Origin of the sequence: Streptomyces sp. NPDC050121, assembly GCF_044460385.1 — a bacterium.
Lineage (GTDB): Bacteria > Actinomycetota > Actinomycetes > Streptomycetales > Streptomycetaceae > Streptomyces > Streptomyces soliscabiei.
In genome coordinates, this window is the sequence record NZ_JBITJV010000004.1 from 227,062 (window position 1) to 253,830 (window position 26,769).

Annotated in this window: 27 protein-coding genes and 3 pseudogenes; 15 read left to right on the forward strand and 15 right to left on the reverse strand. The window is 71.3% G+C overall.

Features of this window, described 5'->3' with window-relative positions; genetic code table 11:
- Nucleotides 1–56: 56 nt before the first annotated feature.
- On the forward strand, nt 57–815 hold the full coding sequence (locus tag ACIBTS_RS08135) for a 4'-phosphopantetheinyl transferase family protein (RefSeq protein WP_399317499.1): 759 nt from the start codon (nt 57–59) through the stop codon (nt 813–815).
- Here the strand turns inward: ACIBTS_RS08135 and ACIBTS_RS08140 are convergent.
- From ACIBTS_RS08140 to ACIBTS_RS08160, 5 genes are all read right to left on the reverse strand, one after another.
- Complete coding sequence (locus ACIBTS_RS08140; RefSeq protein ID WP_099935660.1) at nt 812–2,158, reverse strand: NAD(P)/FAD-dependent oxidoreductase; 1,347 nt, start codon at nt 2,156–2,158, stop codon at nt 812–814. The genes ACIBTS_RS08135 and ACIBTS_RS08140 overlap by 4 nt on opposite strands.
- Before the next feature lie 5 nt (nt 2,159–2,163).
- On the reverse strand, nt 2,164–2,436 hold the full coding sequence (locus ACIBTS_RS08145; protein WP_079658733.1) for a hypothetical protein: 273 nt from the start codon (nt 2,434–2,436) through the stop codon (nt 2,164–2,166).
- A gap of 60 nt (nt 2,437–2,496) precedes the next feature.
- Nucleotides 2,497–3,978 carry an amino acid adenylation domain-containing protein gene (locus tag ACIBTS_RS08150; protein ID WP_319670002.1) on the reverse strand — a complete coding sequence of 494 codons (1,482 nt, stop codon included), beginning with the start codon at nt 3,976–3,978 and terminating at the stop codon, nt 2,497–2,499.
- Nucleotides 3,975–5,114 (reverse strand): acyl-CoA dehydrogenase family protein, encoded by a 1,140-nt coding sequence (locus tag ACIBTS_RS08155; RefSeq protein WP_399317501.1) that lies wholly within the window; start codon nt 5,112–5,114, stop codon nt 3,975–3,977. The genes ACIBTS_RS08150 and ACIBTS_RS08155 overlap by 4 nt, the downstream gene beginning before the upstream one ends.
- Nucleotides 5,115–5,401: 287 nt before the next feature.
- A complete protein-coding gene (locus tag ACIBTS_RS08160) occupies nt 5,402–6,169 on the reverse strand; it encodes a thioesterase II family protein (RefSeq protein ID WP_399317503.1) in 768 nt (255 codons plus the stop codon).
- 197 nt (nt 6,170–6,366) lie between these two features.
- On the opposite strand from ACIBTS_RS08160, the gene ACIBTS_RS08165 reads away from it, so the two are divergent.
- Nucleotides 6,367–8,460, forward strand: a complete 2,094-nt coding sequence (locus tag ACIBTS_RS08165) for an acyl-CoA dehydrogenase family protein (protein ID WP_399317505.1) — start codon at nt 6,367–6,369, stop codon at nt 8,458–8,460.
- 189 nt (nt 8,461–8,649) lie between these two features.
- On the opposite strand, the gene ACIBTS_RS08170 is transcribed toward ACIBTS_RS08165, so the two are convergent.
- Nucleotides 8,650–10,209, reverse strand: a complete 1,560-nt coding sequence (locus tag ACIBTS_RS08170) for an IucA/IucC family protein (protein WP_399317507.1) — start codon at nt 10,207–10,209, stop codon at nt 8,650–8,652.
- Between the two features lie 113 nt (nt 10,210–10,322).
- Here ACIBTS_RS08170 and ACIBTS_RS08175 point away from each other — a divergent pair, with 113 nt between their 5' ends.
- The 3 genes from ACIBTS_RS08175 (at nt 10,323) to ACIBTS_RS08185 (ending at nt 14,315) form a co-directional block, all read left to right on the forward strand.
- A complete protein-coding gene (locus ACIBTS_RS08175; RefSeq protein ID WP_399317509.1) occupies nt 10,323–11,864 on the forward strand; it encodes an IucA/IucC family protein in 1,542 nt (513 codons plus the stop codon).
- 343 nt (nt 11,865–12,207) lie between these two features.
- The gene (locus ACIBTS_RS08180; protein WP_399317510.1) at nt 12,208–13,488 is read left to right on the forward strand and encodes a VWA domain-containing protein; all 1,281 of its coding nucleotides are present in this window, start codon (nt 12,208–12,210) and stop codon (nt 13,486–13,488) included.
- Nucleotides 13,488–14,315 carry a hypothetical protein gene (locus tag ACIBTS_RS08185; protein ID WP_399317512.1) on the forward strand — a complete coding sequence of 276 codons (828 nt, stop codon included), beginning with the start codon at nt 13,488–13,490 and terminating at the stop codon, nt 14,313–14,315. Before ACIBTS_RS08180 ends, ACIBTS_RS08185 begins: the two co-directional genes overlap by 1 nt.
- A gap of 86 nt (nt 14,316–14,401) precedes the next feature.
- On the opposite strand, the gene ACIBTS_RS08190 is transcribed toward ACIBTS_RS08185, so the two are convergent.
- The gene (locus ACIBTS_RS08190) at nt 14,402–15,043 is read right to left on the reverse strand and encodes a winged helix-turn-helix transcriptional regulator (protein ID WP_399317513.1); all 642 of its coding nucleotides are present in this window, start codon (nt 15,041–15,043) and stop codon (nt 14,402–14,404) included.
- 87 nt (nt 15,044–15,130) lie between these two features.
- Here ACIBTS_RS08190 and ACIBTS_RS08195 point away from each other — a divergent pair, with 87 nt between their 5' ends.
- From ACIBTS_RS08195 to ACIBTS_RS08210, 4 genes are all read left to right on the forward strand, one after another.
- Nucleotides 15,131–16,339: a pyridoxal phosphate-dependent aminotransferase gene (locus tag ACIBTS_RS08195; protein WP_319669993.1), complete on the forward strand. Its 1,209-nt coding sequence runs from the start codon at nt 15,131–15,133 to the stop codon at nt 16,337–16,339.
- A gap of 76 nt (nt 16,340–16,415) precedes the next feature.
- Complete coding sequence (locus ACIBTS_RS08200) at nt 16,416–17,015, forward strand: histidine phosphatase family protein (protein WP_319669992.1); 600 nt, start codon at nt 16,416–16,418, stop codon at nt 17,013–17,015.
- Nucleotides 17,016–17,058: 43 nt separating this feature from the next.
- On the forward strand, nt 17,059–17,703 hold the full coding sequence (locus ACIBTS_RS08205; RefSeq protein WP_399317515.1) for a hypothetical protein: 645 nt from the start codon (nt 17,059–17,061) through the stop codon (nt 17,701–17,703).
- Between the two features lie 87 nt (nt 17,704–17,790).
- Nucleotides 17,791–18,213 carry an acyl-CoA thioesterase gene (locus tag ACIBTS_RS08210; protein WP_399317517.1) on the forward strand — a complete coding sequence of 141 codons (423 nt, stop codon included), beginning with the start codon at nt 17,791–17,793 and terminating at the stop codon, nt 18,211–18,213.
- A gap of 30 nt (nt 18,214–18,243) precedes the next feature.
- Here ACIBTS_RS08210 and ACIBTS_RS08215 read toward each other — a convergent pair.
- Nucleotides 18,244–18,481 (reverse strand): annotated as a pseudogene (locus ACIBTS_RS08215) (winged helix-turn-helix transcriptional regulator); the annotation flags it as partial.
- Between the two features lie 49 nt (nt 18,482–18,530).
- Here ACIBTS_RS08215 and ACIBTS_RS08220 point away from each other — a divergent pair.
- Nucleotides 18,531–18,698, forward strand: a complete 168-nt coding sequence (locus ACIBTS_RS08220; protein WP_399317982.1) for a hypothetical protein — start codon at nt 18,531–18,533, stop codon at nt 18,696–18,698.
- Here the strand turns inward: ACIBTS_RS08220 and ACIBTS_RS08225 are convergent.
- From ACIBTS_RS08225 to ACIBTS_RS08250, 6 genes are all read right to left on the reverse strand, one after another.
- Nucleotides 18,682–20,055, reverse strand: a complete 1,374-nt coding sequence (locus tag ACIBTS_RS08225) for an 8-oxoguanine deaminase (RefSeq protein WP_399317519.1) — start codon at nt 20,053–20,055, stop codon at nt 18,682–18,684. The two genes, ACIBTS_RS08220 and ACIBTS_RS08225, sit on opposite strands and share 17 nt — an antisense overlap.
- Nucleotides 20,056–20,093: 38 nt before the next feature.
- A complete protein-coding gene (gene pucL / locus ACIBTS_RS08230; RefSeq protein WP_399317520.1) occupies nt 20,094–20,993 on the reverse strand; it encodes a factor-independent urate hydroxylase in 900 nt (299 codons plus the stop codon).
- 4 nt (nt 20,994–20,997) lie between these two features.
- Nucleotides 20,998–21,405: a hydroxyisourate hydrolase gene (uraH, locus tag ACIBTS_RS08235; RefSeq protein WP_399317522.1), complete on the reverse strand. Its 408-nt coding sequence runs from the start codon at nt 21,403–21,405 to the stop codon at nt 20,998–21,000.
- A gap of 8 nt (nt 21,406–21,413) precedes the next feature.
- Nucleotides 21,414–21,923, reverse strand: a complete 510-nt coding sequence (gene uraD, locus ACIBTS_RS08240) for a 2-oxo-4-hydroxy-4-carboxy-5-ureidoimidazoline decarboxylase (protein WP_399317524.1) — start codon at nt 21,921–21,923, stop codon at nt 21,414–21,416.
- Nucleotides 21,924–22,092: 169 nt separating this feature from the next.
- Nucleotides 22,093–22,461, reverse strand: coding sequence for a helix-turn-helix domain-containing protein (locus tag ACIBTS_RS08245; protein WP_399317525.1), 369 nt, complete (start codon nt 22,459–22,461; stop codon nt 22,093–22,095).
- Entirely contained in the window at nt 22,458–22,706 is a 249-nt protein-coding gene (locus ACIBTS_RS08250) for a thiamine-binding protein (RefSeq protein WP_319669984.1), read from the reverse strand. The genes ACIBTS_RS08245 and ACIBTS_RS08250 overlap by 4 nt, the downstream gene beginning before the upstream one ends.
- A gap of 281 nt (nt 22,707–22,987) precedes the next feature.
- Between ACIBTS_RS08250 and ACIBTS_RS08255 the strand changes: the two genes are divergently transcribed.
- The 4 genes and pseudogenes from ACIBTS_RS08255 to ACIBTS_RS08270 all read left to right on the forward strand — a co-directional run bounded on the left by ACIBTS_RS08255 (nt 22,988) and on the right by ACIBTS_RS08270 (nt 25,459).
- The gene (locus ACIBTS_RS08255; RefSeq protein WP_399317527.1) at nt 22,988–23,809 is read left to right on the forward strand and encodes a TIM barrel protein; all 822 of its coding nucleotides are present in this window, start codon (nt 22,988–22,990) and stop codon (nt 23,807–23,809) included.
- Between the two features lie 23 nt (nt 23,810–23,832).
- Nucleotides 23,833–24,319: pseudogene (locus ACIBTS_RS08260) on the forward strand (NAD(P)-binding domain-containing protein); the annotation flags it as partial.
- Nucleotides 24,320–24,483: 164 nt separating this feature from the next.
- The gene (locus ACIBTS_RS08265) at nt 24,484–24,720 is read left to right on the forward strand and encodes a hypothetical protein (protein ID WP_079658755.1); all 237 of its coding nucleotides are present in this window, start codon (nt 24,484–24,486) and stop codon (nt 24,718–24,720) included.
- Nucleotides 24,721–24,850: 130 nt separating this feature from the next.
- Complete coding sequence (locus tag ACIBTS_RS08270) at nt 24,851–25,459, forward strand: TIGR04222 domain-containing membrane protein (RefSeq protein WP_399317530.1); 609 nt, start codon at nt 24,851–24,853, stop codon at nt 25,457–25,459.
- A 129-nt stretch (nt 25,460–25,588) separates the two neighbouring features.
- On the opposite strand, the pseudogene ACIBTS_RS08275 reads toward ACIBTS_RS08270, so the two are convergent.
- Nucleotides 25,589–25,821, reverse strand: a pseudogene (locus ACIBTS_RS08275) (glyoxylate carboligase); the annotation flags it as partial.
- A gap of 209 nt (nt 25,822–26,030) precedes the next feature.
- Here ACIBTS_RS08275 and ACIBTS_RS08280 point away from each other — a divergent pair.
- Nucleotides 26,031–26,768 carry a hypothetical protein gene (locus tag ACIBTS_RS08280; RefSeq protein ID WP_399317532.1) on the forward strand — a complete coding sequence of 246 codons (738 nt, stop codon included), beginning with the start codon at nt 26,031–26,033 and terminating at the stop codon, nt 26,766–26,768.
- Nucleotide 26,769: the final 1 nt, after the last annotated feature.

Genomic DNA, 26,769 nt, shown 5'->3' on the forward strand with positions numbered 1-26,769 from the left:
TGATCTTCCGCAATTTCGGCATCGGGATCCCCGTGGGATACCGGAGAGGGCGACATATGAGTGAGCCCCACCTCGCGGGGTCCGGTTACGTCGCCGTCTGGGTGGCGGTGGGCGCGGTGCCCGGGGGCGAGCCGCTCAGCCTGGACCAGCGCGCCCGGCGGTATCGCCGGGCGCGGGCCACCGCACATCGGGTCGGTCGGCAACTGGTCGCGGCGTACACCTCATGTCCGCCGGACCGGCAGGCCTGGGAGCGCGACGCCCGGGGGCGCCCGTTGGTCGTCGAGCCCGGCGGCCTCCACGTGAGCCTCAGTCATGCCGAGGGCGTGGTGGCGGCCGCCGTGTCCCGGGACGCTCCGGTCGGCGTCGACGTCGAGCGGCTGCGGCCGCTGGCCGACCGCGGCGCGCTGGCCCGGACGGCACTGTCCGAAGCCGAGCTGAAGGCCGTGGACGAGCTGCCGGAAGCGCGCAAAGACGCACAGGTGCTCCGTTTCTGGACCCGTAAGGAGGCCGTGGCGAAGGCCCTCGGCACCGGGCTCGCCACGAACCTGCGCGGCATCGTCACGACGGCGCACGGCGCCGTGGTGTCGCTTCCGGACGAGTGCGGCGACATGTCCGGGTGGTCGCTGGCCGACCTTGTGGTCAAGGACGATGTGATCGGCTCCGTCACGGTCCGGGCGCCGGGTGTCCGGGTCGTGACCCGGACACTCGCACTCCCCGCGGACGCGGACCGAACCGGCCCGAGCGGCAGCGCCGGTCACGACCCGGAGTTCCCTGGCGACGGCCGCGGAGGCCGGGACCTGCGCAACACGTCCTAGAAGGCCGGGGCCAGGACCGGGGCACGCAGGGAGCCCAGGTACGAGTGCCACAGGTGGGACGGGTCCTGCTCCACGGCGGTCACCGTCTCCCGCATGACGCGCAGCACCTCCGGCTCCTCCTCGTCGTAGAGGTCGCCCTGGAGCAGCCGGATGATGTCCAGCCGGTACCGCGGGTCCTGCACGAACGTGGTGAACAGGATGTTCAGCCGGTAGTAGACCGAGATGAACTCGTACCAGTTGCGGACGCCGTTGCGGATCGTCTTCTCGTAGGTGGTGAACCTGTCCCGCGAGAAGTCGTCGGCCTCGACGGCGGCGACGATGTCACGGCAGGCCAGCCGCGCGCTGTTGAGCGCGACGCTCACCCCGCTGGAGAAGATCGGGTCGACGAAGCGCGCGGCGTCACCGAGCAGCACGTACCGGTCGCCGCAGATCTGCCGCATGGCGTAGCTGTAGTCGCCCTCGACCTTGAAGGGCGTCACCTGCTCCGTCTTCCTCAGCGCCTCGGCCAGGTCCGGCCGGCTCTCCACGAAGCTCCAGAAGAACTTGTCGCGGTCCATGTTCGCCTCGGCGAAGCGGTGCTTCTGCGTCACGACGCCGACACTGGTGACGGTGTCGGTGATGGGGATCTGCCAGACCCAGGTGTCGCTGATCGGCAGGAAGTGCACGTAGATGTAGTCGACCTTCTCGGGGGTGTTGGCGACCGCGGACCGGTCGAGGCCGTCGAACCAGGCGTGGATGGCGTACTGGTTGAAGACGGGGTCCGCCTCCTTGATCCCGAGCTGCCGGCCCAGCATGGTCTGGCGGCCGGAGGCGTCGATGATCATTTTCGCGGTGACGTCCACCTCCTTGGGACCCATGCGGCAGGTCAGGGTGACCTTGTCCGGGTCGTCGAAGTCCACGCGCTGCGCCCGGACCCCCTGGAAGACCTTGGCGCCCAGACTTTCGGCGTGCTTGAGCAGGATGAGGTCGAACTTGCTGCGGTCGACGTGGAACGTGTAGTCCCGGTCGACGCCCGGCTGGTCGCGCTCACTGAACAGGATGTCGGCCGCGCCGAGCTCATGCGTGAGCGTGCTCGCCTGGCCGGCGGTGACGTTGCGCGACTGGGACGACGTCCAGGCGGCGCCGTACTTGCGCGGGAAGCCCGCCGCCTCGATCTTGTCCATCACCCCGGTCTCCAGCAGCACCCTCGTGGTGGCCGGGACCAGCGACTCGCCCACATGCGGCCGGGGGAAGTTCTCGCCCTCGAACACGGCCACCGACATACCGGCCTTGGCCAGGTAGGCGGCGGCGCTGGAACCGGCCGGCCCACCGCCGACGATCACGACGTCATAGTCGACACTCATCGTTTTCAGGCACCTTCCGCGGGGACGGCCAGCAGGCCGCCGACGAGCTTGCTGATGGAGGCGATGTCTCGGAAATTCGCCGCGTTGATCGACGACAGCGGCACGTCGACCCGCAGTTCCTCCCGCAGGAAGTTCAGCAGGAGCGCGCTGTTCATCGAGTTGAGGACCTCCCACTCGAGCAGCGGGGTGGACTCGGTGAGTTCGCCTTTCGGGTCACCGTCGAGAAAGCTCTCGCTGATGAAGGCCGTGATCCGCGGTGTGACCTCATCGAGGGTCATTGCGCCGCCCCTTCTGCCGGTTTCTGCCGGGTGTCGGGAGATCGTTGACACGACTCCGGTTCATGAACTGCCTGTTCCGGACCCGCCGGCGCGCGCCTGCAGCACCAGCCGGTCGATCTTGCCGTTGCCGTTCCTCGGCAGCGGGGAGAGGATCCGCACCTCGTCCGCCACCATGTAGCGCGGCAGGCGCTGGGAGAGGTACTGCCGCAGTGCCAGGACGCCGAGGTCGCAGCCGGATCGCGGAGCCGCGAAGGCCACCAGGCGGGCGTCGACTCCTTCGCCCACCGCCACCGCGGCGGCCTCCGCGACGTCGGCGTGGTTCTCGAGCACGGACTCGACCTCGCCGAGTTCGACCCGGTGGCCGCGGATCTTCACCATCTGGTCGCGGCGCCCGACGTAGTCGAACGCGCCCTCGGGAAGGACCCGGACCAGGTCACCGGTACGGTAGGGGCCGCTGTGCGGCGGTCGGCCCCAGTAGCCGGACATCACCGTGGGGCCGTCCACGACGAGTTCGCCCTCCTCGCCCGCGGTCGCGACTCCTCCGTCGTCCCGCAGCGCCCAGACCCGGTCGCCGCTCGCCGCGATGCCGATCGGCACCGGACGGTCGCGGTCCAGGTCCGCCTTCGTGACCTCGTGGTAGGTGCACACGTTGGTCTCGGTCGGGCCGTAGAGGTTCATCATCCGCGCACCGGTCCAGCCGGCCAGGTCGCGGAGTTGCGCGATGGGGAACGGCTCACCCGCGAACAGGACGGTGTGCAGCGTCTCGGGCGCCGGACGGTCGAGGAGTCCGCCGTGCCGCATCATCACCGCGAGGGCGGACGGCACCGAGTACCAGACGCCGATCCGCTCGCGGTGGAGGAACTCGACGAGCTGCATCGGCGCGAAGGACAGCTCGGGGGGAACGAGATGCACCGACGCACCGGCGCGGAACGCCACGTACAGGTCGAACACCGACAGGTCGAAGGCGAACGGCGCGTGGTTGGCGAAGCGGTCGTCCTCACCGGGCGCCAGCAGGTCGTACGCCCAGTCGACGAAGGCCCGTGCGTTCGCGTGGGTCAGGCAGACGCCCTTGGGCGCGCCGGTCGACCCCGACGTGTACAGGATGTACGCCAGCTCGTCGGGGCCCGTGGCGGTGTCGACGGCCGGCGCCGGCTCGTAGGGGCCGTCGAGCTCCTCGTAGCGGACGTCCGGGCCCAGTTCGGCGGAGATCCGTGGAATCCGTGCGCCGTTGGTCAGGACGACGCGCGCCGCGCAGTCCCTGGCGATGGCCGCGACCCGGGCCACCGGGCTGCTGCCGTCGACGGGCACATAGGCGGCACCGAGCCTGAGGACGGCCTGCGTCGCCGCCACCGTCGCCGGGCTCTTGCCCGCCCAGAGCACGACACGGTCACCGCGCCGGACGCCCTGACGGGCGAGCCTGGCGGCGATCGCGTCGGCCGCGGCATCGAGCTCGCCGTAGGTGAGGGCGCCCGACGGCCCGCTCACGGCCGGCGCGTCGGGCCTGCGCGCGGCGGCCTCGATGACGAGTTGATGAAGAGTCACAGGCCTGCCTCTCTCGCGATGAGTTCCAGCTGGATCTCGGTCGTCCCGGAGAAGACGGTGGTGGGCAGGCAGTCGCGCAGCTGCTCCTCGATCCCGGTGTCGGCCAGGTAGCCGGCCGAGCCGAACAGCTGCATGGCGTCCAGGCTGTTGGCGACCGCGGCCTCGGACACGGCGGTCTTCGCCATGGCGATCGCGGTGACGTCCGTGCGGCCCTGGTCGAGCAGCCAGCAGGCGCGGTACAGAAGCAGCCGCGCGCTCTCCAGCCGCTGCCGCATCCGGGCGACCCGGTGCGACACGGCCTGGAACCCGGAGATCTTCCGCCCGAACTGACGCCGTCGGGTCGTGCGGCCGACGCATTCGGCCAGCTGCCGCTCCATCAGCCCCAGGTACGCGGCGAACAGACAGCCGCGCTCCCACGCCATGGAGTGCTGGAAGATCGCCCCGCCGCTGCCCTCGGCACCGAGCAGATACCGGGCCGGTACGACGCAGTCCTCGAACCGCACCCGCGCCGCCAGGCAGCCGTTCAGCCCCATCTTGCGCAGCGGCGGACCCACGACGACGCCGTCGAGCTCGCGGGGCACGGCGAACGCCGAGACGCCCAGGAACCCGGCGGACGGGTCCGTGACCGCATAGGTCACGAACACGTCCGCGACCGGGGCATTGCTGACGAAGGACTTCTCGCCCGCCAGCACATACCCCTCGCCCGTGCGGGTGGCGGTGGTACGGATCCGCCCGATGTCCGAGCCCGCCTCGTCCTCGGTCATGGCGTTCCCGGCGATCAGGTCGCCCGCCGCCATGCCCGCAAGCAGTTCCCTGGCCGCCTCGTCCGTCCCGAACTCCCGGACGGGCACGGCACACGACAGCAGGTGCGCCGCGACCCCGAACACCAGGCCCATGTCGGAGCAGGAGCGGCCGAACGCCTCGAGGCCCAGCGCCGTGTCCAGCGCCCCCAGCCCCGCCCCGCCGTGCTGCTCGGACAGGCACAGTCCCGTCAGTCCGACGCCCGCCGCGTCCTTCCAGGCAAGCCGCACCAGCTCCGGGTCGGCGGACGTCACATGCTCGGCAAACCGCTCGGCGACAGCCGCGCCGATGCCGGCGCAGCGTTCACGTTGAATAGGTGACAGCTCGAAGTCCATCAGTCGTTTTCCGGTGTGTATTCGACCGTTGCCAATTCAATCCCCCCGGAGACCGTATGCGGAAAGTGAGATGCAGCGACATTTGATTTATGTGGCCCGGTACACTCGGCAACGTTATGTTCCGGGCGAGCGGACCCCAACCCTTACCGCACCCTTAAGCGAAGAAGGGTGGAGCTAGGGGTGCGGCTAGGGGTGCGGTAGGGGTTTCGGTCAAGGCACAATCGACGTACGGTCCGCGCGAGAGAGCGCGGAGACCGCGGAGAATTTCCGGGAGACGCACGGACGCGTCAGGCACGACCCGTCTCCTGCCGTACTCCGGAGAGCACGGACGAGATCACGTCGGACACCCCGGCCCGGCAGTCGTCCAGATAGAAATGGCCGCCCGGGAAGATCCGCATGTCGAACCGGCCGAGCGTGTGCCCCGACCAGGCCGCCGCGTCGTCGACGGACGCCCTGGGGTCGCTGTCCCCGACCAGCGCGGTGATGTCGCACGACAGGGGTGGCGCGGCGTCGTACCGGTAGGTCTCGATGGCCCGGTAGTCGGCGCGGACCGTCGGCAGGACGAGGTTCAGCAGCTCCTCGTCCGCCAGGATGCGCGGGTCCGTGCCGCCCAGCGCGCGCATCTCCGCGACGAACGCGGCCGTGCTCGCCCGGTGCAGCTCCTCGTGCCGGACCAGGGAGGGCGCCCGTCGGCCGGAGACGAACAGATGCGCCGGGGCGGCCCCCTCCTGGCGGGCGATCCTGCGCGCCACCTCGAAGGCGAGGATCGCTCCCATGCTGTGGCCGAAGAACGCGTACGGCTCCCCCAGCCGCGGCCGGATCGCCGCATGGATCCGGTCGGCCAGTTCGGGGATGGTGCGAACGCAGGGCTCGCTACCGCGGTCCTGGCGGCCCGGGTACTGCAGGGCCAGCACCTCGATGTCCCGAGGCAGCGACCTCGACCACGAGTAGAAGTAACTGGCGGCGCCGCCCGCGTGGGGGAAACAGAACAGACGCATGCCTTCCGGCGCCTCGCGGTGGACGCGGATCCAACTGTCGTCGTCGGTATTTCCCAATGCCCTCACCTTTCCGAGCGCAGCACCCCTGGCCGATCCCTCAGTCGCGTTCGAGCCTATCCGCCGACTTAATTCGGCGAACCCCTATCAGGCCCCTATTGTTCGGGGCCTCGCGTTGCCCGGCATTGACGCGGTCCCTACGCTCGGACCGACGGCGCGGCAATGGACACCGCAGGCGGGACGGGCGAATGCTCAGCATGGATGAAATCACCGAACTGTTGACCCGGCAGTGGAATTATCCTGACCTGGCGGACGACGCCGCCCTGGCCCGGCTGTGGAGAACGGCCGCGGCCCGGGGCTGGTTCGACCCCGGCGACCTCACCGACACCGTCGCGCTGGTCCGGGCCACCGGAGCGGCGGCCTGCCCGCTGCCCGTGATGGACGGCTTCGTCGCCGCCGGCCTGCTGACCGAAGCCCCGGAGACCGTGGCCCGCATCCGCGCCGCGGACGTGCGGATCGTGGTGGCGCCGGCGGACCCGGCGGCCGAGACCATACCGTTCGCGGAGGGCGGTACGGCCGCCTCACATGTCCTGGTCCTGCCGCCCGCGGGCGGGCGCGCGTCGGTGCGGCCCGTGGAGTTCGCCGTCCCCCAGCCCGGGCTGGCGTCGCCCGCCTGGGCCCGGCTCCATCTGGGCGGTCCCGAGGCCGTCGTCGACGTCGGTCCGGAGCTGGCCGGCCGGGCGCTCTCGCTGCTCCGGCTGGGCCTGACGGTACGGGCGATGGCGGCCGCGCGGCGGACTCATGACCGCTCCCTCGCCCATGCGAAGGTCCGTCGGCAGTTCGGCCGGCCGATCGGCGGGTTCGGGGCGGTCCAACAGCGTGCGGCAACCCGCGAGATCGAACTCCGCGCGGGCGAGCTCCTCATCGACGACGCCGTCCGCAGACACGCTGAGGACGCACCGGACCGGATCCTCGCCACGGAGCTCGCGGTGTGCCACGCGGTCGCTGTGGCACCGCGCATCCAGGTCAGCGCCCATCACAACCTCGGCGCGGGCGGGTACTTCGAGGAACATGAGGCCCCCTGGCTGTTCCGCCGGGTGCACGCCGACATCGCGCTGCTGCCGTCCTGTCCGCCACCGCTCGCGACGGTCGCCGACATCCTTCTCGGGTCCGCCGCCGGTCTGCCCGCCGTGGCGTCCACCGCGCCCGCGGCGGCGATGCGGGAACAGGTCCGCGCCTTCGGCGCCGAACACCGCACCGACGCCCGGCAGTTCGCCAAGGGCGACGATCCCGCTCTGGTGGCGGCCATGTCCGCGCGGAAGTGGTTCGGGATGACCTGGCCCACCGCCGACGGCGGCCGCCACGCCACGCTCGCCGAGCAGCTGGCCCTCCAGGACGAGACCGCCTATCACCAACTGCCGGTCGCCCACGCGATGGCTGCCGTCTCGGTGGTCGGCGCTCCCGTCGTCACCTACGGAACGTCCGAGCAGAAGGCGACGTATCTGCCCCGGATCCAGGACGGCACCCTGACCTTCTGCCTGGGCTACAGCGAGCCCGAGGCGGGGTCCGATCTCGCGTCTTTGACCACGACCGCGATCCGGGACGGCGACGACTGGGTGATCAACGGGACGAAGTCCTGGATCGCGGGCGCGCACACGGCGCAGTACATCTGGCTCGCCGTGCGCACGGACGTGGACGCGAAGCTGCCGCTGGCCGGGATCAGCATGTTCATGGTGCCGATGGCGTCCGCGGGGATCAGAACGGAGCAGCACCAGGCGCTGTCCGGGCAGATCTGCTGCACGGTGACCTTCGACGACGTCCGGGTGAGCGACTCCGCGCGGATCGGCCCGGTCAACCGCGGCTGGCAGGTCATCACGGACACCCTGACCGGCGAACGGCTGCTGCTGGCCAGCGATATCGCCGGGATGTGCCGTCGGCAGTTCGACGAACTGCTGGCAGCCGGCCGTGCCGATCCGGACCGTGTGCTCGGCCCGCCCGGGTCGGCCGGGCGAGCCAGGCTGAGCGGCATGGCCGTCCAGGTCCAGGCGGTGAACGTCCTGCTCGCCGAGGCGGCCGAGCAGGCGGAACGGGCCGAGCGGGCCGAGCGGGGTGCGGCGCACACCGCGCGCCTCGCCGCGGCCATGGCCGGCGTGCTGGCCGCCGAGGCGGCGGAGCAGCTCAGCCGCGACGCCCTGGAGATCCTCGGCCCCGCGGCGGCCCTGCACACACCGGACGCCCCCGGCGCGGGCATCTTCGAGCTGGGCCTGCGGCTGTCCGTCCTGGCCTTCCTCGGCGGCGGCACCAACGACGTGCAGCGCGGGCTGATCGCCCGAGGCCTCGGCCTGAACTGACCGCGGCGAAGTGGGTCCGCGACGAGGAACCCCCTGCGGCAGTCACTCGGCGTGGCTACGGCAGGGTCGCGCCGTCAGGGCAGCGTGCGGGGGATCGGCCGCGCGTGACGCGACCCGGATCCGGAGGACGCCGAGAGGGTTCGCGTATCGACCAGCGGTCACGTCGCGCGGCACACCGCCCCGCGTGGGTCAGCGGCCCGCGGCGAGGGGATTGGGCAACGGCAGGTAGCGGGCGTCCGCGCCGTCCGCGCCCGTCCAGCGCAGCAGCAGGTTCGTCTTGCCGGGCAGAGTCGGCGCGGTGAGCAGGGCGGCGGCCTCGGGGAGATCGTGGCGGGCCAGCTCACGGCGGACGGCGGGCCAGGGGTCGAGGCCGGGGTGGTGTGCGGCGAGAGCCCCGGCGACCTCCCAGAGGTGGTTCACGACCAGGCAGTACACCAGCCGCTCCCAGCCGGCCGCCCGCTCCACGTCCGGCAGCAGTTTCACACCCTCGGCGTCCCGGAACAGGGCCTGCACGGGGGTGCCGTCGGCGTCGACGGCGACCAGGGTGTTCTGCAGATGCGCCTCCAGGACGACGCCGTGGTCGGCGAAGACCCGGAGCGCCGGCGGGACGACGACGGCCAGGTAGGCCTCCCACCAGGCGGCCGGGTCCGCGGTGGCGGCCAGGGGGCTGCCGTCGAAGCCTTCCACGAGGCCCGCGGCGAGCAGCGGGGTCGCGCCGGGCGGCAGGTGGTCGTCCAGGCCGTCACGGACCAGGACGGCGAGCTCCTCGAAGGCGAAGGCGGCGGTGCGGTAGCCGCGATCGCTCAGCCAGGCGGCCGGTGCGCGGACCGCCCGCCCGTCGTCGGCGCCGGCGAACGCCGCGAAGGCGTGGGCCGCCGCCGCGTCGGTGCGGCACAGTTTCAGCAGGTCGTGGCGCCACAGCCGGCGGATGTCGTTGGTGATGCGGACGTCGAGGCTGAACTTCAGACACAGATCACGCTCCGGCGCGTACACGGTGCGTACGGCGGCCGTCGGCCAGGCCTCGAAGTCCGTCGTGCCGAGCCGCAGCAGCCGGCCGTCGGCGAAGGCGGGCGCGAGCCGCGGACCGGCCAGGTCGAGCTGCCAGGGGTGGGCGGGCAGCAGCCGGTAGCCGGGCGGCGCCTCGCCGAGCGCGTCCAGCGCACAGGTGTCGCCCTCCTCGACGACCAGGTCCTCGCGCAGGCCCAGCACGACCAGCGGGAACCGGGCGTGCGCCTCGGGGGCGTACGGCAGCCAGCCTGCGTGCGGGCCGCCGCCGCGCGCCTTGGGGGCGGGGTGGTGGGGGTGGCCGGTGATCAGTGCCTGCTCGGAACGCAGGTATCGGGAGTCCGGCGGGGTGGCACGCACGCGTGCGGTGAGCAGCGCGGCCACCGCGTCCCTGCTGTCGATCATCTCGGCGGGCAGCTCGTGGTTGGACAGCCCGGTGTGCCGGCGCAGTACGTCGCCGGCCAGTTTGACGAGCTCGGGGTGGCCGAGGCGGTGCCAGGCGCCCGCCGCGTACACCTCGGGGTCGGCGGGCCGCCGGGAGCCGCGCACCCGCAGCAGACGGTCACCGGGCAGCCGGTACACGAGCCGGTCGTCGTCTCCCTGCGGTCCCGGCAGCGGTTGCGCGACCTCCCGCAGGAGGCAGTTGAGCAGCGGCGCGGCCGCGTAGGCGTCAGCGCGCTCGGCGACGCCGTCGGCGGGCGCCTCGGCGTCGGCGGGCGGAGGTATGAGGTCCACGCGATCCACTGGTTCCCTGGTTCCCTACGGCTCTTCTGGGCGGAGACGATCAGTATCGCTGTCGTCACGGCCCTCCGTGACGTCGTACCCGTACCACCAGCCCGTACCCCAGGAGCCCACCCGTGCACCGTCCCCCCACCGTCGAGGCCGAGCTCGCCGCGGAACTGGCCGCCGTACGCCCCGCTCTCGGCACCCGGTACTCGGCCGCGCTGCCCGGGGCGCGGGCGGCCGTGCTGACCCGGCTGTGGCGGGCCCTCGTCCACGAGCCGCTGCCCTGGATCGCGCACCGGGAGGAGTCGGGGACGCAGAGCATGCTGCGGCTGCGTGACGGCCGCCGTCTGCACGGTCCGCGCGCCGACCCGTACGCGACCGCCGCCTACGTGGCCGAGGTGCGGCTGGACGGGGTGGCGTACGAGGATCCCGCGGCGTTGACGACGGCGCTGGCGGTGCCGCACGGCGGGGCCTTCGCCGCCGAGCTCGGCCACAGCGTCGCGTCGTTGGCGCTGTCGCGGGCCGGGCAGGAGCCCGACGACGCCCTGTCGAAGGACCCGCGGGAGTGGCCGGTGCACGACTGGGAGTGGGAACAGCGGGTCGTCGACGGACACCCCTACCACCCCAACTGCCGTGCGCGGCCCGGGTTCTCGGTCGCCGAGCAGCTGGCGTACGGGCCCGAGCACCGGCCGTCGGTACGGCTGGGTCTGCTGCCGGTGCCGGCCGGTGAGTGCCTGGTGTCGGGTGAATGGCCGGAGCGGCTGCGGGACGGGGGCCGGCTGCTGATCCCGGTGCATCCGTGGCAGGCGGCGCACGTGCTCAAACGATCCTGCGAGGAGGAGCTCGTCGCGCATCCGCTGATGGCGCTGCGCACGCTCGCGCTGCCCGGCGGGCCGCATGTCAAGACCGCGCTGAGCACCCGGCTGACGTCCTCGGTGCGGGACATCTCCGTCGGCTCCATCGCCGCCTCCGCGGCCCTGTCGGCCTTCGCGGAGAGTCTGACGCCGCGCACGGACGGCCTGCTGCACATGACCCGCACACTGGGCGCGGCCACCGCCGACTCCCCCGACCTGGCGGCCGTGTTGCGCGAGTCGCCGCGCGTGTACGGGGCGCCGGGCGAGCACGTGGTCCCGGTGGGGGCCCTCGCCGGAACCGAACTGCCGGGCTCCGCGGTCTGGTTGGCGCAGTTCGCGCGGCTCGCGCTCACCGTCGGGCTGCGCCTGCTGGAGCTGGGCGTGGCGTTGGAGGCGCACGGCCAGAACCTGCTGGTCGTGCTGTCGGCTTCGGGCGCGCCGCTGCGGCTGGTCTACCGCGACCTGGCCGACATCCGGGTCAGCCCGGCCCGGCTGGCCCGACGCGGCGTCCCGCTGCCGGCCGACCTGCCCGCCCGGATCCTCACGGACGACGTCACGGCGCTGCGACGCAAGCTGTTCGGCTCCCTGGTCGCGGGCGCGCTCGCGGCGACGGCCGGCAGCCGCCCGGCCCTGCGGACGGCCCTGGAGTCGGCCCTACGGGACCTGCCACGCACCCCGGACCTCACCGCACTGCGCGAAAAACCGCTTCCCACAAAGGCACTGACGCTGATGCGGCTGTCGCCGGGCGTACCCGGCGACCAGTGGACACTGCTGCCCAACCCGCTGTCCCCCAATCCGCCCCCGCCGAACACGAACTGACCACGTTCCCGGCGACCGAACCCGCCTGTACGCGCGCCCCCGAGGCGGCCGGTCCCACACGCGTCGCCGAGGCCGGCCTTCCGCCGCGTCTCCCGAAACCGGTCCCACACGTGTCGCCGCCGCCGGCTTCCGCCCGCATCACCGAAACCGCATACGCCGCATCGCCAAGCCCGGCCTTCCGCCGCGTCTCCCGAAACCGGTGCCCCCGCGTTACCAGAACGCGGTACCCCTGGGTTTCCGGAGCCCGGTTCGTCGCCGTTTTCTTAAGCGGTTGTGTCGTCGTTTCGTGAGCGGTTGCGTCGTCGTTTTGTGGCGGGACGCCTCTGATCAATAGGATCCGCCGATGATCAGAACACAACGGCTGGCGGCGGGCGTCTGCGCCCTGCTCGCCCTGCTCGCGGCCGGGATCGCGTTCCCGGCCTGGGCGGTAGCCGACGAGACCACCGCCCTCGCGCCCAAGGTCGACCTGGTCCTCGACGTCAGCGGTTCGATGCGGACGAAGGACATGGACGGCGGGACGCGGATGGCCGCGGCCAAGCAGGCGTTCAACGAGGTGCTGGACGCGACCCCGGAGAACGTCCTCCTGGGCATCCGCACCCTCGGCGCCAACTACCCGGGCGACGACCAGAAGACGGGCTGCAAGGACACCGCGCAGCTCTACCCGGTCGGCCCGCTGGACCGCACCGAGGCGAAGACGGCGGTGGCGACCCTGTCGCCGACCGGCTGGACACCGATCGGCCCCGCACTGCTGAAGGCGGCCGACGACCTCGAGGGCGGAACCGGCTCCAAGCGCATCGTGCTGATCAGCGACGGTGAGGACACCTGCGCTCCGCTCGACCCGTGCGTGGTGGCCCGTGAGATCGCGGCCAAGGGCATCGGCCTGACCATCGACACCCTCGGCCTGGTGCCGAACGTCAAGATGCGCCAGCAGCTCAGCTGCATCGCCGAGGCGACCGGCGGCACCTACACGTCGGTGGAGCACACCGAGGAACTCACCGACCGTGTCAACCAGTTGGTCGACCGGGCCGCCGACCCCGTGGTGACGCCGGTGGCCGCCACGGGCGCGGCCTCCTGCACCAAGGCGCCCACGCTGAAGTCCGGTCTGTACACCGACCGCGAGGAGTTCGGCCAGGAGCGCTGGTACAAGGTCGACGTGAAGCCGGGCCAGGAGCTGCGCGCCTCGGTGAGCGTGTCGGCGGACCGGGCCATGAACCCCGACTACGGGGTGCTGCTGCGGGCGGTCACGGTGCACGGCCGGGAGATCGTGCGCGGCGAGGCGTCCGGCAACGGCCGTACCGACGTCATCTCCACCGGTCTGCGCTACCCGAAGGCGGAGAGCGACGAGGACGATGCTCCCCCAGAGGGGGGACCCCCAGCCGAGACGGTGTGCGTGCAGGTGACCAATTCCTACTCGGCGGCGGCCGGCGTGAAGACCACGCCGGGCATGCCGCTGGAGCTGACCGTGGACGTGGTCGACGGCCCGTCGCCGGCGAGCGACGTCGCCTCCTTCGGCCTCGGCCGCGGCTGGTGGCTGCTGGGAGTCCTGGTGCTGGTCGGCTTCCTCGCGGGTGTGCTGTGGGGCTGGCTGTCACGCTGGCGGGTCGCGGTCTGGAGGACCAACTGATGCGGATCACACGCGTGTTGAACAGCGCCCTGCCCGCTCTCGGACTGGCGCTCGGGCTGACGCTCGGCCCGGCGGCGACCTCGGCCACGGCCGACGCCACCCCGTCGGCGAGCCCGTCGGGCGACAGCTCCGCGCCCACCGAGGCGGGCACGTCGTTCCGTACGGCGACGGAGCTCGACCAGGGGCAGAAGGCGACGGCCAGCGGCTCCGCGGGCGACTACCTGTACTGGTCGTTCCCGGCGGACTCGGGTCAACGCCCCACCGTGAAGGCGACGGTGAAACTGCCTCAGACCCACACCGCGCAGACCTGGCAGGTCGACGTGTACGACGGTCTGCGGCGCCGCCAGGCCTGCCAGTACGGCGCCCAGACGCGCACCGCCGCCGCCGGCGCGACCTCCGTCGAGCTGGCCTGCGTACTGCGCACGGTCCGCGCCTGGTCGGAGCCGTGGGCGAACGACCCACTGCCGGGCACGTACTACGTCCGCCTGACGGCCCTGGACCTGAAGGCGGGCGACCTGGGCCTGCCCGTCGACGTCGAACTGCGGGTGGAGTCCAAGGACATCGGTGGAGCCGCGGCCGTCGACGGTTCGCTGGCGAAGCCACTGGTTCCGGGTATCGCCGTGAAGTCCGAGGCGGAGAAGGACGACTCGTCGGCCACGGCCGTCCTGTCCAGCATCGAGCCGGATGACGGCTGGGCGTCCGGCTGGTGGTCCGACCGCTGGGTGTGGACCGCGATCGGCGCGATCCTGGCCGCCCTCGCCGGCATCGGCGGCTACACGCTGACGCGCGGCGCGGGACGACCGAGGAACGTACCGCCGGCCGCCTGACACTGCTTGACGCTCCATCAGAAGGCCCACGGCGGCACAGCGGTGGGCCTTCTGCTTTGCGAGACCTCTGTCCCGCATGCGCGCCCTCAGGCCTCCCGCAGCGCCTTGGCCAGAGTGCCGTCACCGGTCACGCCGATCCGCCCGGCGCGCACCGCGTCGAGCACGGTCAACTCCCCTTGGGCGACGGCCGTGCAGGTGCCCGTGTCGAGGGCGAGCCGCGCGTCGGGCTCCCCGGGCGCGGCGCCGAAGCCGTACACCGGCCCGCTCTCCGCACCGACGAACAAATGGAACTCCCCCTCCTCCAGCCGGACTTCGACAAGCCCCGCACCGTCGAGCCCCTCCCTCTGCAGCCCGCGCAGCAGGGGCAGCGCGAACCAGTGTGCGCGCAGGGCGTCGGTGGGACGCCGCCGGCCGAGTTCCCCTTCGCCCCACTTCCCCAAGGCCTGGAGTACGGGCAGCAACTCCCGCCCATGCGAGGTGAGTTCGTACACGTAGGCCGCGCCCGGCGGAGGCAGCCTGCGGCGGGTGGTCAGCCCGTCCCGCTCCATGTCCTTCAGCCGTGAGGCGAGCACGTCCGTGCTCACACCGGGCAGATCGGCGTGCAGGTCCGTGTAGCGGCGCGGGCCGGCGAGCAGCTCCCGGACGATCAGCAGGGTCCAGCGGTCGCCGACGGTGTCGAGCGCGCGGGCGGCGGAACAGTACTGGTCGTAGCTTCGGCGAGGTGACATGGCACGCAGTCTAGACATGTCGTTGGACTTTCCAAGCTGGAACTTGGTAAAACCAAGCAACACAACGAACCGGAGGGGCGAGCGCGCATGGAGTTCCGGCAGTCGAACAAGTTGAGCGAGGTCTGTTACGAGATCCGCGGCCCGGTGATCGAGCACGCCGACGCGCTGGAGGCAGCGGGTCACAGCGTCCTGCGCCTGAACACCGGCAACCCCGCGCTCTTCGGTTTCGAGGCGCCGGAGGAGATCCTCCAGGACATGATCCGGATGCTCCCGCAGGCGCACGGCTACACGGATTCACGCGGCATCCTCTCCGCCCGCCGCGCCGTGGCCCAGCGCTACCAGGAGCGGGGCCTGGAGGTGGGCGTCGACGACGTCTTCCTCGGCAACGGCATCTCCGAGCTGATCTCGATGGCCGTACAGGCGCTGGTCGAGGACGGCGACGAGATCCTCATCCCGGCCCCCGACTTCCCCCTCTGGACGGCGGTCACCACGCTGGCGGGCGGCAAGGCGGTCCACTACCTGTGCGACGAGCAGGCCGACTGGTACCCCGACCTGGACGACATGGCGTCGAAGATCACGGACCGTACGAAAGCGGTTGTGATCATCAATCCGAACAACCCCACCGGCGCGGTCTACCCCAGGGAGATCATCGAGGGCATCCTCGACCTCGCCCGTCGGCACGGCCTGATGGTCTTCGCCGACGAGATCTACGACCAGATCCTGTACGACGACGCCGTGCACCACTCGGTGGCCGCGCTCGCCCCCGACCTGGTCGTCCTGACCTTCTGCGGCCTGTCGAAGACGTATCGGGTAGCCGGCTTCCGCTCGGGATGGCTGGTGATCACCGGCCCGAAGCAGCACGCGAGGAACTACCTGGAGGGCCTGACCATGCTGGCCTCCATGCGTCTGTGCGCCAACGCGCCCGCCCAGTACGCCATCCAGGCCGCGCTCGGCGGCCGGCAGTCCATCGACGACCTGACCGCCCCGGGCGGCAGGCTGTACGAACAGCGCACCGTGGCCTGGGAGAAGCTCAACGAGATCCCCGGCGTGTCGTGCGTGAAGCCGAAGGGCTCGCTGTACGCCTTCCCGCGTCTCGACCCCAAGGTGCACAAGATCCACGACGACGAGAAGTTCGTCCTGGACCTGCTGCTGAGGGAGAAGATCCAGGTGGTCCAGGGCACGGGCTTCAACTGGCCCACCCCCGACCACTTCCGCATCCTCACCCTTCCCCACGCGGACGACCTGGAGGCCGCCATCGGCCGGATCGGGCGCTTCCTGAGCGGGTACCGACAGTAGCGCCTCGCGCGTGCCGGACTGCGCCGGCCGACGCCCTGTGACACGGTGCTGTTCAGGCACGGCAGGAAGGGCACACGTGGGCGACCTGTTTCTCGTCCGGCACGGCGAGACCTCCTGGTCGCGCTCCGGCCGGCACACCGGATCGACGGACGTCCCGCTCACCGACCACGGGCGGGAGGAGGCGCGAAGGCTGGTGCCGCTGATCCGCTCGCACCGGATCGGGGCCGCGTTCGTCAGCCCGCTGCAGCGGGCCCGGGAGACGGCGGAGCTGATCGGGCTGCACGACGTCCGGGTCGACGCGGACCTGCGCGAGTGGGACTACGGCGGCTACGAGGGCGTCACGACCGTCGAGATCCAGCGCACCCGGCCGGGCTGGTTCCTGTTCACGGACGGCGTCGCGCCCGGACCGCCCGACCGTCCCGGGGAGACGCCCGAACAGGTCGCAGAGCGGGCCGACCGGATACTGGCCAAGGTCGACGCGGCGCACGCCAACACCGAGGGATGTGTGGTGCTGGTGGCGCACGGACACTTCCTGCGGGTGCTGACCGCCCGCCGGCTCGGACTGCCTGCGTCGGCGGGGGCGCTGTTCCAGCTGGCGACGGGGACGCTGTGCCGGCTGGGCACGGAGCACGGACGGCCGGTGATCGCCGGCTGGAATGTCAGACCCCGGTCGTAGCCTTCGAGGAGGAGGCCGGGGCAGCATTCGGAGGGAGTACGCCGTGACACGACCGCCGACCGCCGCGCAGCGGCGTGTGATCGACGCCGCCGATCCGGTCACCGGGCGACTGCGGGGTACGGAGGCGCAGCTCACGGCCCTGGTGAGACACGGGCTCGCGTTCCGCCACCCGCGCCCGCCGCACGACCACTTCCTGACCCCGGCGGGGCATCGGATACGGGAGGCGGGGGCGGTGACCGTTGTCGCGCCCGCTCCCCCGTCCCCGAAGGAGGAGACCGACGCCGGCGTGTTCGCCGCGCGTGTCGGGGGCGAGGAGGGCGCCGGGCCGGCCGGTCCCGCTCGGACCCGCGAGGTGCACAGTGCCTGGCAGGGACTGCTGGAGCTGCGCCGCATGACCAACCCGGACGGGGGCACGGACCGGCCCTGCGGCTGGGAGCGCACGCATCTCGTGCGAGCCGCCGCGCTCGCCCTGGAGGCGGCCGGCTACCGCCCCGCCGGGCCCGAGGGCACGGACGGCTACCGGGTGCGCGCGACCCCGCAGCCGGAGGCGGTGGCCGTGCACGGGCCGGACGACGCGACGCTGCGGGCCTGTGCGACCACACTGGAGAAAGCGGGCTGGCAGGTCGGCGAGCACACCGATCCCCGGACGAGAGCGCGCTATCTGCTGGCTTCCCCACGCCGGGTGTGACGGACATGCCAAGATCGATGCCCAGTGCATCCAGTGCATCCAGTGCATCGAATTGCATCGAATGCTCGTCGACGAGAAGGGGAAGCTGTGAGCGAGCCGTATTCCGTCCGGATCACCGTCCGCGGTTACGAGACGGACGTGCAGGGCCATGTGAACCAGAGCGTGTACATCAACTACGCGGAACACGCCCGCTGGTCCCTGCTGCAGGCCGCGGGCATCAGTCAGGCCGACCTGCTGGGCAGGGGCGTGGGCCCGGTCGGCCTGGAGACGACCATCCGGTACAAGCGTGAACTCCTCGCCGGGGAGGAGATCGACGTCACCTGCGCCTTCGAGTGGGGCAGCGGGAAGACGTTCCGGATCCAGCAGACCATCCGCAAGGCCGACGGCACGGTCGCCGCCGAACTCACGTCGATCGGCGGCCTGTTGGACCTGGAGAAGCGCCGGATGATCGCGAACCCGCACGACTGCTTCAAGGAACTGGCCAAAGACCCCGGCCTGTTCGAACTTTAGGGCCGGGCCGGTCCCCGTCGAGCCGGGAGATCACACCGGCTCCCGCTCCTGTTCGGTGTCGTACGTCGCGCGTGCCTCGGCGATGTAGACCCTGTTGCGCTCCGCCCAGTCGGTGAGGCGCTGCAGTGTCTCGTGCAACTCACGGGCCATCGGGGTGAGTTCGTACTCCACCTTCGGCGGCGCCGTCGGGTACACGGTGCGGGCCGTCGCGCTCCAGGTTGCGCAGTGTCAAGGTCAGCATGCGACGACCCCGCCCGGTAGACCTTCTACCGTGAACTGCCGCCGATCGGCGACGAGTTCGTCCCGAGGCGTCGGCTGTGAGCGGGCTCGACAGCAAGCGCCTGGCCGGGGAAGGACACGAACCCGCGCTGGCGATGGCGCAGTTCACCCGTTGGGTGCGCGAGGTGAGCGGCGGCGCGCAGCCGGTGGCGGGGAACCGGTTCCCCTCGACCGGAGTTCTCGGGTCGCTCAGCCCTGCGCGGTGATACGCGCCAGGCGCTGTGCCTCCTCGCGGGTGGAGCGGGCGATCTCGTCCTCGTCGGCGTGCAACAGACGTCCGTTCTCGACGATCTGACGGCCGTTCACGAAGGAGGCGGTGACCGGGGCCGCCGCTCCGAAGACCAGCGCGGTCACCGGGTCGGCGATGGAAGCGTGGGCGAGGGTGTCCAGCCGCCACAGCACCAGGTCGGCGAGCTTGCCCGGCTCCAGGGAGCCGATCTCCCGTGCCCGGCCGAGGACTTGGGCCCCGCCGAACGTGCCCAGGCGCAGCGCCTGACGGGCGTTCAGGGCGGCTTCCCGGTGGGCGCCGAGGCGGTTGATGAGGAGGGCGTTGCGCAGTTCGGTGTGGAGTTCGCCGGACTCGTTCGACGCCGTGCCGTCGACGCCGAGACCGACCGGGACGCCGGCCGCCAGCATGTCGGGGACGCGGGCGATGCCGGCCGCCAGCCGGGCGTTGGACGACGGACAGTGGGCGACCCCCGTCTTCGTCCGGGCGAAGGCGTCGATGTCGGAGTCGTTCATGTGGACGCAGTGCGCCATCCACACGTCCTCGCCGAGCCAGCCGGTGGACTCGAAGTAGTCGGTCGGGCCCATGCCGAACAGCTCGTGGCAGAACTTCTCCTCCTCGACCGTCTCCGAGCCGTGCGTGTGCAGGCGCACGCCCAGACGGCGCGCCAACTCCGCTCCCTGGCTCAGCAGTTCGGTGGACACCGAGAAGGGCGAGCAGGGGGCGACGGCGATCTGGGTCATCGCGTCGAAGGAGGCGTCGTGGTGCTGCCCGACGGTCTCCTCGGTCGCGGCGAGCGCGCCTTCGAGGGTCTCGACGGCGAAGTCCGGGGGCAGGCCGCCGTCCTTCTCGCTGCGGTCCATGGAGCCGCGGGCGAGGGTGAAGCGGACGCCCATGTCGCGGGCGGCGCCGATGATCGCGCCGGACAGGTCGCCGGAGCCCTTCGGGAACACATAGTGGTGGTCCATGGCGGTGGTCACCCCGCCGCGGGCCATCATCGCGAGGGAGCCCTGGGCCGCCGCGCGGACCATCCGCTCGTCGATGCGCGCCCAGACGGGGTAGAGGGCGACGAGCCAGTCGAAGAGGTTGTGGTCGGTGGCCAGGCCCCGGGTGATCCACTGGTAGAAGTGGTGGTGGGTGTTGACCAGACCGGGAGTGACCAGGTGTCCGGTGGCGTCGATCCGGCGTACGACGTCGCCCAGGTCCGCCGGAGCCGTGCCCGCTCCGAGCGACTCGATGCGGTTGCCGGCGATGACGACGTATCCGGTGGCGTACTCGGTGTCCTGCGCGTCCACGGTCGCGATCGCCGCGTTCTCGATGACGATGCGCTGGGTCATGGTGAGTCCTTCGCTTTCGTGTCCGCTTCGTGTCCGCGTCAGAGGTTGGTGAGGTCCACCGGGATGCGCGCCTCGCAGCCGTCCCGCAGGACGGTGGCCTCGATCAGGCCGTACGGGCGGTCGGCGGCGAAGTACACGGCCCCGTCGGGGGTGGCGTTCTTCAGGCCGAACGGCTCCAGGTCCACCAGGAAGTGGTGCTTGTTGGGCAGCGAGAAGCGGACCTCGTCGATCTCTCCGCGGCGGTCGATGATCCGCGAGCCCATCTGGTACAGGGTCTGCTGCAGCGACAGCGAGTACGTCTCGGCGAAGGCCCTAAGCATGTGCTGCTTGGTCTGCTCGTAGGACTCCTCCCAGTCGGGCATCCGCTGCTCGTCGTCGGACCAGTTGAAGCGCCAGCGGGCGGAGACCTGCGTGGCCAGGATGCGGTCGTGGGCCTCGGGGAGCGTCGTGTACTTGTCCTTGACGTACCCCCAGAACTCGGAGTCGGTGGAGTTCATGACCACCAAATCCTTCAGGCCCGAGACGACCTCCCATGACGTACCGTCAAAAGTGATCTGGGCGAGGCGGGTTTCCTGTCCCTGACGGACGAACGAGTGCTTGCTCCGCGGGGTGTCGATCCGCTCCCAGGCGTACTCCTCGATCCTGATCCGGGCCGTGCCTATCGGCTCCTGACTCGTCACGAAGTGCCGGGCGAGGTGGATGCCGAACTGCTCGGCCGACTCGATGCCGTGCTCCTTGGCGAACGCGTACACCGTGTTCTTGGTGGTGTCGGTCGGCAGGACGTTGGCGTTGGAGCCGGAGTAGTGGACCTCGTCCATGTCGCCGCTCAGCGACACCGACACGTTGAGATCCTTGATGTGATGGGTGGCGCCGTCCCGCGTGATCTTGACGACTCGGTTCTCGGCCTTGCCGTACTGGTTCTGTCCCAGGATGGGCATGTAGCTAGCTCCCTCGGTATACGGAGTAGCCGAACGGGTTGAGCAGCAGCGGTACGTGGTAGTGCTCGCCGGGCACGACGGCGAACGTGATCGCCACCTCCGGGAAGAACACTCCGGCGGCACCGCTGTCCCGATTCGCGGGGGCGTCCTGCTGCGCATCGGCTTGCTGGTTCACATCATTCTCGAAGTACGCCTCGACCGCGAAGTCGAGGCGTGCGTGGATGGTCCCCTCCGGCAGCGCCGGGAGGTCCTTGCACCGGCCGTCCTCGTCGGTCGTGGAGCCGCCGAGCGCCTGCCAGGCCGCGGCACGGCCCGTGCGGGCCGCGAGACGGACGGCGACGCCGGCGGCGGGGCGGCCGACGGAGGTGTCCAGGATGTGGGTGGACACCGAGGCGGTGGTGCTGGTGCTCATGGCGGTTCTCAGTCCTCTTCGACGAGCCGGGCGAGCCGGATACGGTTGATCTTGCCCAGTTCGGTGCGGACGATCTCCCGCTCCTGCTCGGGCGCGTTGCCGAGGCGCTCCCTGACCGCATCCCGCAGCTGCTCTGCGGTGCGACCGGTGGCGCAGATCAGGAAGACCTGGCCGAACTTCTCCTGGTAGGCCAGGTTCAGTTCGAGCATCTGCGCCTTCAGCTCCTCGGAGGCGCCGGCCATGCCGCGCTGTTCACGGGCCGAGGTCGGGTCGCCGGGCTTGGGGCGGCCGATCGGGGGATGCCCGGCCATCGCCTCCGCGAGGTCCGCCGCGGTCAGGTCGGCCATGGCCGCGTCACTGGCGGCGTACAGGTCGTCGGCGATGGCGTAGGGGCGGGCCGCGAGCAGTCGGCTCGCCCACGCCGTGGCGGCGCACGCCTCGTGGAGGACGGCGCGGGCCGCGGACTCCCCGAGTTCGTTGAACCGGGCCAGGCCCGGGGGCGTGGAAGTCGAAGTCACGGGAGCCTCCGTGGCCGCGAGACGGCCTTCGTGCTTGAGCGGGCTGCGTTCAGCTAACGCCTCTCCCGAACACAGCGTCAACACTTTGTTGAAAATTCCGGGTAACGAAACCCGGCCCAGCCTCCCGGCCCAGGCCTCCCCCGGGCCCCCGGCCTCACTCAGACCTCGCTCAGGCCTCCTTCTCCCGGTTGAGGTAGTTGTAGACCGTGAAGCGGCTCACCCCGAGCGCGCTCGCCACGGTCTCCACGCCGTGCCGTACGGAGAATGCACCGCGCGCCTCGAGCATCCGTACGACCTCCTGCTTGGCCTTGCGGTCGAGGTCGGCGAGGGGCTTGCCCTTCTTGCGCTCCATCGCGGCCAGGATGTGATCGAGGGAGTCGGCGAGCTGTGGCAGACGTACGGCGACGGTCTCGACGCCCGCCCAGGCCAGGACGACGTCGTCGACGCCGGCCTCGTCGGGCGGAAGCATCTCGGCGCCCATCGCGTCGACCAGCGGCTTCACCGCCGCGATGAAGGCCTCGTCACCCCTCGCGTTCACTCGCCCTCCCCGAGGACGTTGACCTGGAGGGAGATGCGGGTGGCGCCCGCGCCCAGGGACTTGCGCAGCAGGGCGTCCACGGCGGCGAGCACCGCGTCGGCGGCACCCTCCACGGTGTTGCCGAACGGCCCGACGTCCACCGCGTCCAGGTCGGCCGCCTCGATCACCTCGCGGGCGACCAGCGCGTGCGCGGGCGCCTCGTCGAGGTCGAAGGGCTCGGTGGTGAACTCCACTTTCAGTCGCATCGCGCCCCACATCTCTCTGAACCGGACCGGACCGTCGACGCCCGGACCCCGACCTTAACGGACCCGGCGGACGACCACCCGGGACTCGGGATTCCCCCTCGGCCGGGCGACAACAGCAGCTCGCAAACGGGGGCCGCGACCACGGAAACCCGTTCCCGGCACCCCGATCCCGCCTCCGCGCCCCCTTGACAATCCAGGACACCGACCGACAATCTTCCAATACACAGAAATTTACTTCCGCATTACGGAAATACCTCACACGGGAGGGAGCGCGGAACCCCATGGGCTTCGAAGACCAGCGCTTCAGCGTCAACCTGTCGATCCTCTTCACGGAACTCCCGCTCCTAAAGCGTCCCGCGGCAGCCGCCGCGGCCGGCTTCACCGCGGTCGAGCTGTGGTGGCCCTGGATCGACTCCCCCACCCCCGAGCGGTCCGAGCTCGACGCCCTGAAGAGCGCGATCGACGACGCGGGCGTCCGGCTCACCGGCCTCAACTTCTACGCCGGACAGCTCCCGGGCCCCGACCGCGGCGCCCTGTCACTGCCCGGCGAGGAGTCGGAGCGGTTTTGCGCCAACGTCGACGTGGTCGCCGACTTCGCACAGTCCCTGGGCTGCACCGCGCTGAACGCCCTGTACGGCAACCGCGTCGACGGCGTCGACCCGGCCGAGCAGGACGCCCTCGCGCTGGAGAACCTGACCCTCGCGGCCCGGGCCGCGCACCGGATCGGCGCGATCCTGCTGATCGAGGCGCTGAACCGACTCGAGTCGCCGCGGTATCCGCTGGTGAGCGCACCGGCCGCGGCCGGGATCGTCGACAAGGTCAACGAGGCGACGGGGCTCGGCAACGCGAAGTTCCTGATGGACCTGTACCACCTGTCGATGAATGGCGAGGACCTGCCGTCGGTGATCGAGCGGTACGCGCCGATCACCGGCCATGTGCAGATCGCCGACACCCCGGGCCGCGGCGCGCCCGGCACGGGGACGCTGCCGCTGGAGGAGCTCCTCGATCAGCTGAGGAAGTCCGGATACGACGGCCGGGTCGGCCTGGAGTACAAGCCGGACGACCGCCCGAGCGCCGAGGCCTTCGACTGGCTGCCCCACTGACCCCCGTACCGAGAGGCACCCTGATGAGCAACGCACTCCCCAAGGTGGCCTGGATCGGCCTCGGCATCATGGGCTCCCCCATGTCCGAGAACCTGATCAAGGCGGGTTACGACGTCACCGGCTTCCCCCTGGAGCAGCACAAGCTGGACCGGCTCACCGCCGTCGGCGGCACCGCGGCGGCGTCCATCGCCGAAGCCGTCCGCGACGCCGACGTCGTGATCACCATGGTTCCCGCCTCCCCGCAGGTCTAGGCCATCGCCTACGGCCCGGACGGCATCCTGGCCCACGCTCGGTCCGGCGCGCTCCTCGTCGACATGTCCTCGATCACCCCGCAGACCTCGGTCGACCTCGCGCGAGCGGCGAGGGACAAGGGCATCCCGGGCCCTCGACGCCCCCGTGTCCGGCGGTGAGGCCGGCGCCGTCGAGGCCGTGCTGTCCATCATGGTCGGCGGTGAGCAGGCCGACTTCGACGAGGCGAAGCCCCTTTTCGAGGCCCTCGGAAAGACAGTGAGGACCGCGCCGGTGTGTCAGCCAGTGCGGTGGTGAAGGATCCGAGCCGCCCTTCTCGACCCTGCGGGAAGGCGTGCCCGGTTGCGTCGTACCCGCCGCGGTCCCGCCCGCACCCGAGCCCCGTCCGGCGTGCGGATCCGCCCCGTCCGCAGGAGGCTGAGGGCATGGGCAATCCGACGCAGTTTCCGCACATCGTGGTCCATCCCCCGGCCCTGGACGGATCCCGCCGCGTCACCTCGGGCGATGCCGTCCTCGGGGTCGCCTCGCATCTCGACGACGTCGTCGAGATCCTGCGTCTGGCCGACCTGGACCGGATCGAGGTGGAGGAGAGCGACCTCATCGAGTGGCAGGGCGGCGGCCCCGAGGACTGGCCGGGGCTGTCCGAGCCGCACGGGGCATAGGACACGCCAACCTCAAATCAACCTCTGAACATGGTTCAGCAGGCTTCAACCGCCTCCGGGGCAGGGCACATTGTCGTCACGCGGGGCCCGCCGACACGGGGGCGGCGGGCCCCGCCACGGGGGTGATGACATGAGCGGTGGTACGTCGGTCCGGCTGGAGCCGTACGAGGTCGCGCTGTTGCGGGGTGGTTCCGGGGCCGCGGTCACGGTGGCCGTGCTCGCCCTGCATCTGCGGGGACTGATCGAGGTGGGCCGGCCTGGGAGGATCCGGGCGACGGGGACGGCGCCCTCCGAGGACGCGGGCGACGACCTCCCTCCCCTGCCCGCGGCTGTGTACGCGACACTCCAACGGTTCGTGAGCATCCCGGAGTTGGAGTCCCGACCGGACGTGCACGGGGCGCTCGCGGAGCTGCGCGCCGGGCTCGTGGCGGCCGGCATGCTGCGTTCTCTCCCGCCGCGCCGGACCCGTACCGCCCGGCGCACGCTGAGCGCCCTTCGCCTGGAACATCCCCTGCCGACTCTGCCGGCCGACCGCAAGGGACTGCCGTCGGACGACATCCTGATGGCGGTGGCCCTGCACGGGGAGGCCGCCCTGAGCGTGCTGGCCGCGCGCTTCGCCCTGCGGGCGGGGCTGACCGCCCGCGCGGAGGTGGCGGACAAGGGTTTCCACCGACGCGCTCCCCGAGGCGGCGGCACGGGAGGCTTCATGTACTCCTGCGGCGGAGGCGGCACGGACTGAGCCCAGCAGAAACAAGGGGCGCCCCCTCCTTCCGGAGGTTCCTGGGGGCGCCCCTTCTCCATGGCCTCTTACGTCCTCTCGGGCAGACTCTGGCCTCCATGGCCAGACGGGTCAGGCGGGTCAGGCGGGTCAGACCTTCAGCGTTCTGATCGACGTCGGCGCGTGCTCCGGCTCAGTGGCGATCTCCTCGAACTCCACGACGTTTCTATGTCGTTGGTGCCGCTCATCGAGATGTTGGTGACGCGTTCCAGGATCGCCTCCACGACGACCGGCACCTGGAACTCCGCGGCGAGTTTCCTGGCCTGCTCGAAGGCCGCGCCCAGATCGGCCGGGTCCGTCACCCGGATCGCCTTGCAGCCGAGGCGGCGCTGGGAGTGGCGAAGGCCGACCCACGCACTGGTGACGCCCTCACGCTTGAGGATCTCGACTGCCGCGCGGGCAGCGGTCATACGAGCCATGGAGTTACTCCTGCTTCGCCTGATTCAACTGGTCCAGCTGGTTCAGCTGCTTCAACTGGTTCAGCTGCCGGATTCCGCTCAAGAGACGGACAAGCGGGGGCCGAAGGAGGACGATGGGGGCCATGCCCGAGAGCGTGCCGGTGCGCTGCCCGGCCTGTCGGCGCGAGCGCCTCTACACCGCGCCGTCCTACCCGTGTGCGTGCGGTTCCCCCGTCACGCCGGTGCTCGACCGGCGGACGGCGCCGACGGCCGTCGCACACCGGGCGTGGGACGACGAGTGGATCGCCTTGCGGTGCCGCGCCTGCGGCCGCCGTGACCAGTTCCCCCGCCCGGAGTTCGGCTGCGCCTGCGGAACAACGCTACGGATCCCGGTGGCCGAGCCCAAGCCGGAAACAGCGCCGGCACCGGAGGCGGAACCGGCACAGGCGCCCGCGCCCGCACCGGCGGCACGACGGCCCGCCTTCCGGCCCGTCGCCATCCGCACCGCGCTCGACGCGGTCAAGGCCACCGCCCTGTACCTGAACTGGCTCGGGCACGAGGGCATACGGCGGGCCGACCAGCGGCCCACCTGCGGCATCGGCCTGGCCGCCCGCGGGCTCCTGGTCCAGGTGGACCCGAGCGTGCGCCCGGCCTCACTGCGGGACGTGGAGTGTCTGTGGCTGACGGCCATGACGGAGTCCGCGGACTGCGTCTACTTCTCCCTCGCCGGATACGACGCAGACGCCCGCGCCCGCGCAGACCAACTGCACGTCCCGCTCTTCGTGCTGGACCTCGCGGGCACTCCACAGCCGGTCAACGCGCTCGCCGACGCCCTCGACGCCCGAGGCGGCAACCGCTACCGGGGTAGGTAAC